7 protein-coding genes and 1 pseudogene are annotated in these 7858 nt (G+C 70.1%); 5 read left to right on the forward strand and 3 right to left on the reverse strand.

The genetic code is table 11. The features are described from left to right. Positions 1-71: 71 nt before the first annotated feature. Positions 72-1133 carry a DUF4399 domain-containing protein gene (locus OK345_RS11830; protein WP_265128180.1) on the reverse strand — a complete coding sequence of 354 codons (1062 nt, stop codon included), beginning with the start codon at positions 1131-1133 and terminating at the stop codon, positions 72-74. A 237-nt stretch (positions 1134-1370) separates the two neighbouring features. Beyond that, positions 1371-2147, reverse strand: coding sequence for a sulfite exporter TauE/SafE family protein (locus OK345_RS11835; RefSeq protein ID WP_265128181.1), 777 nt, complete (start codon positions 2145-2147; stop codon positions 1371-1373). A gap of 158 nt (positions 2148-2305) precedes the next feature. Between OK345_RS11835 and OK345_RS11840 the strand changes: the two genes are divergently transcribed. From OK345_RS11840 to OK345_RS11860, 5 genes are all read left to right on the forward strand, one after another. Next, positions 2306-2701, forward strand: a complete 396-nt coding sequence (locus OK345_RS11840; protein ID WP_265128182.1) for a YchJ family metal-binding protein — start codon at positions 2306-2308, stop codon at positions 2699-2701. A gap of 62 nt (positions 2702-2763) precedes the next feature. Then, a complete protein-coding gene (gene egtB / locus OK345_RS11845; RefSeq protein ID WP_265128183.1) occupies positions 2764-4059 on the forward strand; it encodes an ergothioneine biosynthesis protein EgtB in 1296 nt (431 codons plus the stop codon). Continuing rightward, the gene (gene egtD / locus OK345_RS11850) at positions 4056-5030 is read left to right on the forward strand and encodes an L-histidine N(alpha)-methyltransferase (protein ID WP_265128184.1); all 975 of its coding nucleotides are present in this window, start codon (positions 4056-4058) and stop codon (positions 5028-5030) included. Before egtB ends, egtD begins: the two co-directional genes overlap by 4 nt. A 59-nt stretch (positions 5031-5089) precedes the next feature. Then, positions 5090-7243: a lytic murein transglycosylase gene (locus tag OK345_RS11855; RefSeq protein WP_265128185.1), complete on the forward strand. Its 2154-nt coding sequence runs from the start codon at positions 5090-5092 to the stop codon at positions 7241-7243. A 32-nt stretch (positions 7244-7275) separates the two neighbouring features. After that, entirely contained in the window at positions 7276-7755 is a 480-nt protein-coding gene (locus OK345_RS11860) for a DUF2628 domain-containing protein (protein WP_265128186.1), read from the forward strand. On the opposite strand, the pseudogene OK345_RS11865 reads toward OK345_RS11860, so the two are convergent. Next, a pseudogene (locus OK345_RS11865) lies at positions 7744-7858 on the reverse strand (IS481 family transposase); the annotation flags it as partial. The gene OK345_RS11860 and the pseudogene OK345_RS11865 sit on opposite strands and share 12 nt — an antisense overlap.

The raw sequence follows: 7858 nt of genomic DNA on the forward strand, positions 1-7858 counted from the left end.
ACTTGGTGCAGAAGCATCCAGGCGCAATGGCGGGCGGGCACAGGTACGTTCCCGCCGCCGGCGGGTCTACCTCACTCCACGTCGAGGTAATAGTTCTGGCCCCAGGTGCGGTCCGACCAGCCGGTCTGCATGCCTTCCATCGTCAATGGTCGTTGGACTGCCGAGGACAGCATCGCGGCCAGATCCGCGCGGCCCTCGTCTGCAAGACGTTCCGCGCCGCTTCGGATATCGCTGGCCTGTGCAGGCAGGCGCTGGATGGACAGGGAGGTCAATGCGCACTCGACGCGACTGCCGTTGGTCCGGGCGCAGTTGTCGGTTGCATAGCCGATGTTGGGTAGCTTGGCCATGATGCTGTCGATCACCACGACTTCGCCAGGCGCGACGGAGAAGCTGGCCAGCCGTCGTTCCGGTTTGGGTACGACGATCAGGCCCGAGCGGTTCTTGTTGGCGAGTCGGGTATCCCAGCTTGCGGCCCGGGTGACCGATGTTTCGGTCCACCAGGTGACGCTGGCGCAGACGCCGCTCGCGACATAGGTGGAAGTGCAGGCCGACCGGTTGAAGCTCTGGTACTCCGCCGGCCGCCAGTATTCCTCGGTCTCGGTCTCCACGAACGAGGTCTCGTTCAACTCCACGTAACCCAATCCCTGCGGCCGCCGGTTGCGCTGCAGCTGGATCTGGGTGGTGGCGGCATAGTGCTGTTCGTACATCAGGCTCTGCAGGCGATAGGTGCCCGGCTGGACCAGCTTGATCCAGTAGAGCGTGCCGCCCAGCGGTTCCCGGAGCCCGTCGGGCACGTTGTTGCCGAGGAGCAGGTAGTGGTGCCCGGTGCCTTCGAGCAGCCAACCCACCGAGGCGGTGTAGTCGCGGTGTTCCTTGAGCAGCCTGTCGGCATTGCGCCCGCTGTTGAATACCGGCGCGACCACCAGCGCCAGACCATCGGCCACGGCGGCCTTCAACGTGGCATCGAGCGCGAGGATCTGTTCGAACTGCTTTTCCTTCCTGTCCTTCAGGGACTGCTCGCGCGCTTCGCGGGCCTTGCGCTCGCGGCCGAACCAGTCGATGGCATCGGCGGGCAGTGCGGCCAACAGGCCGGTGAACAGCATGCAACATCCCAGTGCATTGCGGATCTTCATCGGAACGGTAGCCCTCGCCGGATTTTCCGGGAAGGATAACCAAACGCTTGCGGGTGTTCAGTGTCGGCCTGCACGGACGTCCATGCAGGCCATACTGGATTCGGGAGACCGGGTGGGCGGTCGAGTGCAACGCCCAGCGCCTTTCCTCGTTGGGACCATCCGTCGCGCTGCCCGCAGGTCCCATGCCAGCGTGGCCGGTACTAGCAGGCAACGTCCCGCCGAGGAACAACCGAGGGACTATCCGCCGAACGTATCCCAGGCCATGCGTGCGATCAGCACCACCACCAGGCCGACGAACAGCTTGCGGATCACCGGCGTGCCGCCGTGCAGCGCCAGCCGCGTGCCGGCGACGGCGCCGCCGATGTTGGCCGCGGCCATCGGCAGCGCGAACAGCAGCAGCACGTTGCCGCTGGGCACGAAGAACGACAGCGCGGCGACGTTGGTCGCCAGGTTCACCACCTTGGACGCGGCCGAGGCGCGCAGGAAGTCCAGCCCGAAGAAGCGGATGAACAGGAAGATCAGGAAACTGCCGGTGCCCGGGCCGAAGAAGCCGTCGTAGAAACCGATCAGCGCGCCCATCGCCAGCGCGATGGCCAGTTCGCGGCGGCCCACCGCGCGCGGCCGGTGCAGCGCGCCGAAGTCCTTCTTCATCAGCGTGTAGCCGAGCATCAGCACCAGCAGCGCCAGCACCAGCGGGCGCACCGCGTGCCTGGGCAGCAGGCTGACTGCGGTGGCGCCGAGGAAGGCGAAGGCGAACGCCGCGCCGGCGGCGAACAGCACCGGCCGCCACGGAAAGCGCACCGCGCGCGCATAGCGCCAGGCCGCGGCGCTGGTGCCGAATACCGAGCTGAACTTGTTGGTGCCGAACAGTGCCGCCGGCGTGTGCTGCGGCAAGGTGGTGAACAGTCCGGGCAGCTGGATCAGGCCGCCGCCGCCGACCGCGGCGTCCACCAGCCCGGCGATGAAGGCGATGGCGACCAGCCACGGCAGTTCCGGGGGAATCAGTTCCAGCAAGGCGGGGTCCGGCGACGGGGCGCGCCAGCATACGCCGCTGCGCGGCGGGCGGGCAGAGGAGCGTGGCGCTTCCGGTTGCCGGGCACCCTCCCCCGATTGCATGCCCGGACGTGCCGTTGCCGATGGAGCCCGGCGGCGCGAGCGGCGACAATGCCGCGATGGAAACCAATGCCACCCTGCCCTGTCCCTGCGGCCGCGGATCCGTCTATGCGCAGTGCTGCGGCCGGTACCACGCCGGTTGCGCCGCGCCCGACGCCGAGTCGCTGATGCGCTCGCGCTACAGCGCCTACGTACTCAAGGATGCCGGCTATCTGCTGGCCAGTTGGTATCCCTCCACCCGCCCGTCGGAACTGTCGCTGGACGACGCCCCCGGGCAGCGCACGCAATGGCTGGGCCTGAGCGTCAAGCAGCATCGCGTCACCGGCGCCGATACCGCCGAGGTGGTGTTCGTGGCGCGCTACCGGATCGGCGGCGGCAGCGCGGTGAAGATGGCCGAGCACAGCCGTTTCGTGCGCGAAGACGGGCGCTGGTACTACCTGGACGCGCTGGCCTGAGCGATCGTGCCGCCTGCGCTACCGTGACGCCGTCCTAACCGGGCATCGGTATGCTCGGAAGGATGTCGATATCCAGTGCCGCATTGCTGCGGACCCGGGCGCCGACCGGGCCGCGCGCCGAAGGACTGGCGGTCCGGTTCGATGCCGTGCGCCAGCGCAGTCTCGACCTGGCCGCGCCGCTGTCTGCCGAGGACGCCATGGTGCAGAGCATGGACGACGCCAGTCCGGCCAAGTGGCACCTGGCCCACACCAGCTGGTTCTTCGAGCAGTTCGTGCTGGCCGCGCAACCGGGCCATGCCGCGCTGCATCCGGACTGGGACCTGCTGTTCAACAGTTACTACCAGAGCGTCGGCCCGGCCCATGCGCGCCCGCACCGAGGCCTGCTGTCGCGGCCCACGCTGGCGCAGGTCCTCGACTACCGCGCCGCCGTCGACGCGCGCATCGCCGAGCGCTTCAGGGCCGGCACGCTGGACGCACGGGCACGCCGGCACCTGCTGCTGGGCCTGCAGCACGAGCAGCAGCACCAGGAGCTGCTGTTGACCGACATCAAGCACGCGTTCTGGTCCAATCCGCTGCAGCCGGCCTATCGCGACGATCTTGCGGCGGCGGCCGCCGGACCCGCACCGCTGCGCTGGATCGCCTGCGGCGAGCGCGTCGTCGAGATCGGCGCCGCGGCCTGGCCGGAGCAGCCGCGGTTCGCCTACGACAACGAATCGCCGCGCCACCGCGTGCTGCTGCCGGCGCACGCGCTGGCCAGCCGCCCGGTGAGCAACGGCGAGTACCGCGCCTTCGTCGAGGCCGGCGGCTACCGCGAGCCGCGCTGGTGGATGAGCGAAGGCTGGGAGCGGGTGCGCGGCGAAGGCTGGCGGCATCCGCTGTACTGGCGCGACGCCCTGGACGCGGAGTTCACCCTCGGCGGCTGGCGCGCGCTGGATCCGCACGCCCCGGTGTGCCACCTGAGCTGGTTCGAGGCCGACGCCTACGCGCGCTGGGCCGGCGCACGGCTGCCGACCGAGTTCGAGTGGGAGCATGCCGCGGCGGCGATGCCGGTGGCCGGCAACTTCGTCGAGGACGAGCGCCTGCATCCCCATGCCGCCGGCACCGGCGAGGGATTCGTCCAGCTGTTCGGCGACGTGTGGGAATGGACCTCCAGCGCCTACGGGCCCTACCCGGGATTCCAGGCGCTGCCCGGCAGCCTGGGCGAGTACAACGGCAAGTTCATGTGCGGCCAGTACGTGCTGCGCGGCGGCAGCTGCGCCACCGCGCGCAGCCATGTGCGTGCCAGCTACCGCAACTTCTTCGCACCGACGGCGCGCTGGCAGTTCGCCGGGCTGCGGCTGGCGCGGGACGGCGCATGAATGCTGCCGCGCAGGCGCTGGCCGCGCTGACCGATCTGCTGCCGGGACGCGAGGCGATCGCCGCCGAGGTGCTGGCCGGGCTGTCGCGGCATCCGCGGCGCCTGCCCTCCAAGTATTTCTACGACGAACGCGGTTCGGCGCTGTTCGAACAGATCACCCGCCAGCCCGAGTACTACCTCACCCGGACCGAGCTGGCATTGCTGCAACGGGTGCTGCCGGACATCGCGCGCCAGGTCGGCGCCCATGCCCGGGTGGTGGAATACGGCAGCGGCAGCGGACGCAAGACCCGGCTGCTGCTGCACGGGCTGGACCGCGTGGTGGCCTACACCCCGATCGAGATCGCCCGCAGCGCGCTGCTGGCCAGCGTCGCGCACCTGGCCGGCGAACTGCCCGCGGTGGAGATGCTACCGGTGTGCGCCGACTTCACCGCGCCGGTGCGGCTGCCGGCGCCGCAGCTGCCGGCCGCGCGCACCCTGGTGTTCTTTCCCGGCTCCACCCTGGGCAACTTCACCGCGGACGAAGCGGTGAAACTGCTGCTGGCCATGCGCCAGACCATGGGGCCGCAGGGGCTGGCGCTGATCGGCATCGACCTGGACAAGGCGCCGGACGTGATCGAGGCCGCCTACAACGATGCCGCCGGCGTCACCGCCGCCTTCACCCTCAACCTGCTGGCGCGTTTGAACCGCGAGATCGGCAGCGACTTCGATCTGGCGCAGTTCCAGCACCGCGCCCGCTACCACCGGCAGCGGCTGCGGATCGAGACCGAGCTGGTCAGCCGGCAGGCGCAGACCGTGCACGTCGCCGGGCAGGCGTTCGCCTTCGCCGCGGGCGAAGCGATGCAGGTCGAGTACAGCCACAAGTACACCGAGGCCGGCTTCGCCGCGCTGGCCGCGGCCGCCGGATTGCAGGTGGTCGCCGGCTGGGACAGCGAAGCGCCGGCGTTCGGACTGCGCCTGCTGCAACCGGCCTGAGCCGGCCGTCGCGGCGCCGCGTTTATGATGCGGGTTTCCCCGCCTGCTGGAGCCGCCCGATGAGACCGACCGCCGCACTGCTGTTGTTGGCGGGGGCATGCGCGGCGGGCGGTGCACCGGCGGCGACCGCCGACTTCGGCCAGTGCGGTGCGGGCCTGAAGGCCAGCGCGGCGGCGCAGGGCATTCCGGCCGAAAGCTTCGACCGCTTCTTCGACGGCGTGCAGCCGGACATGAGCGTGCTGCCGCTGCTCGATGCGCAGCCCGAGTTCACCACCCCGATCTGGGACTACCTGGCCGCGCTGGTCGACGAACAGCGCATCGCCGACGGCCGCGCCCTGCTGGCGACGCACCGCGAGCTGCTGGCCGGGATCGCCCGCCAGTACGGCGTCGATGCCGAGACCGTGGTCGCGGTATGGGGCGTGGAAAGCGACTACGGCCGCGTGTTCGGCAAGCGGCCGCTGCTGTCGTCGCTGGCCACGCTGGCCTGCAACGGCCGCCGCCAGCCGTTCTTCCGCGGCGAGCTGCTGGCGCTGCTGAAGCTGCTGCAGTCCGGCGACCTGCGCGCCGAAGGCCTGACCGGTTCCTGGGCCGGCGCCTTCGGCCACACCCAGTTCATGCCGTCCACCTATGCCCGCATCGCCGTGGATGGCGACGGCGACGGTCGCCGCGACCTGGTGGGCAGCGTGCCCGATGCGCTGGCCTCCACCGCCAACTACCTCAAGCGCGCCGGCTGGCGCAGCGGCCAACCCTGGGGCGTGGAGGTGCGTTTGCCCGACGGCTTCAACGCCGCGCTGGCCGGCCGCAGCAAGCGCAAGCCGCTGGCCGACTGGCGCGCGCTGGGCGTCACCGCGCTCGATGGCGGCGTGCTGGCCCCGGCCGGGCTGCCGGCCGATGCCAGCGCCGCGCTGCTGTTGCCGGCCGGCGCCAAGGGCCCGGCCCTGCTGGCGTTCCGCAACTACGACGCGATCTATTCCTACAACGCCGCCGAGAGCTATGCCCTGGCCATCGCCACCCTGGCCGACCGCCTGCGCGGCGGCAGCGGCCTGGTCGCCGCCTGGCCCACCGACGATCCGGGCATCGGCCGCGGCGAGCGCCGCGAGCTGCAGGCCCTGCTGCTCGCGCGCGGCCACGACATCGGCAGTGCCGATGGCATCATCGGCGCCAGCAGCCGCCGCGCCATCCAGGTCGAGCAGCAGCGGCTGGGCTGGAAGAATGCCGATGGCCGCGCCGGCCGCCGCATCCTCGATACGCTGCGCCAGCAGCAGGCGCAGCCGGTGCCCACCGCGTTCGCGCTGCCGTCCAACTACAACCGGTTCGTCCAGTCCCCCAGCGTGCGGAGCAAGGTGTCGATGAAAGAAGTGCAAGGCCTGAGCAGCGGCGATTTCCAGGGCTTCGATGCATGGAAGGTGGAAACGCCCTACTCCACCGCGGCCATCGGCGTGTTCGGCGGGCAGCTGCTGTCGTTCGTGCCCAAGGACGGCCAGGACCTGATGTGGCTCTCGCCCACCGCGCAGCCGCTGCCCACGCCGATCCGCGGCGGCACCCCCGTGTGCTGGCCCTATTTCGGGCGCCAGGGCCAGGGCAACGACGTGCCCTCGCACGGTTTCGTCCGCACCCTGCCATGGGAACTGCACAAGGCCGTGCGCGAGGCCGACGGCACCATCGAACTGACGCTTGCGCCGCCGCCGCTGGAGAACCTGTCGCTGAAGCTGACCATGGTGCTGCGCATCGGCCGCACGCTGGAGCAGCGACTGCTGACCGAGAACACCGGCACCGGGCCGGTGGCGTTCACCCAGGCGCTGCACAACTATTTCCGCGTCAGCGACGCCCTGCAGGTCGACGTGCAGGGCGTGGACGGGCTGACCTACCTGGACAAGCTCGACCAGGGCGCCGCCCACCGCCAACAGGGCGACTGGAACCTGCGCGACCCGCGCGATCCCGGCCGCAGCGACCGCATCTACACCCGGGCCGGTGGCCGCTACGTGCTGCGCGACCCCGGCTTCAGGCGCCGCATCGGGATCGCCACCACCGGCAGCCGCTCGCTGGTGGCGTGGAATCCGGGTGCCGAAGCGGCGGCGAAGATGGCCGACGTCGGCGAAGGCTGGCGCGACTACGTCTGCCTGGAAGCCGCCAACGTCGGGCCGGACGTGATCGAGCTGGCACCGGGCGGCCGCCATGTACTCGAACAGGTGGTCGAGGTGCTCCCGCTGTAGGAAAATCCTTCCATCGCAAAGGAGTGCATTCGATGAAGATGGAACCTGCGCAGCCGTCGCGTTCGCCGGACAACCCGTATACCGCACCGGCTTCCAGCAGCGAATCCCTCGCTCCCGATACCGCTTCCGGACTGCGCGAGGCGCGCCTGCAGCGGGTGGTGGGCGACAACTACGAGATCTACCGCGAGCGCTGGCGTCTGCACGCCGCCCTGCCGGGAAGGCCGCGCCCCTGGCATTGGCCGGCGTTCCTGGTTCCCTACTACTGGCTGCTGTTCCGCAAGATGTACCCGATGGCCGCCGTCGCGCTGGGATGCACCATGGCGATCGGTTTTGTTGCCGCCTTCTTCAGGCTTCCGCTTGGATGGTTGCTGTTCCTCACCCTGCTGATGAACCTGGGCTTCGGCCTGGCGGGCAACGCCCTCTACCTGCGGCATTGCACGCGCCTGATCGAACAGGTGGAGCGGGCCTATCGCGGCGGCGAACACCGGATCATGGCCGAGCTAGGTGTGTAAACCCAGGACGTTGTTCAGCGGGAGCTGGAGGCGGCTGATGGGTGGCTGGTAGCCGAGGCTGGCATGAGGTCTGTGCCAGTTGTACTGGTGCAGCCAGCGCGGG

This window comes from Xanthomonas chitinilytica (genome assembly GCF_026107455.2).
GTDB classification, from domain to species: Bacteria; Pseudomonadota; Gammaproteobacteria; order Xanthomonadales; family Xanthomonadaceae; genus Stenotrophomonas; species Stenotrophomonas chitinilytica.

Bases quoted from the DNA above. Each gene is read 5' to 3' on its own strand.
- OK345_RS11855 (WP_265128185.1), top strand. From the start codon at position 5,090: ATGAGACCGACCGCCGCACTGCTGTTGTTGGCGGGGGCATGCGCGGCG.
- egtB (WP_265128183.1), top strand. From the start codon at position 2,764: ATGTCGATATCCAGTGCCGCATTGCTGCGGACCCGGGCGCCGACCGGG.
- OK345_RS11840 (WP_265128182.1), top strand. From the start codon at position 2,306: ATGGAAACCAATGCCACCCTGCCCTGTCCCTGCGGCCGCGGATCCGTC.
- OK345_RS11830 (WP_265128180.1), bottom strand. From the start codon at position 1,133: ATGAAGATCCGCAATGCACTGGGATGTTGCATGCTGTTCACCGGCCTG.
- egtD (WP_265128184.1), top strand. From the start codon at position 4,056: ATGAATGCTGCCGCGCAGGCGCTGGCCGCGCTGACCGATCTGCTGCCG.
- OK345_RS11860 (WP_265128186.1), top strand. From the start codon at position 7,276: ATGAAGATGGAACCTGCGCAGCCGTCGCGTTCGCCGGACAACCCGTAT.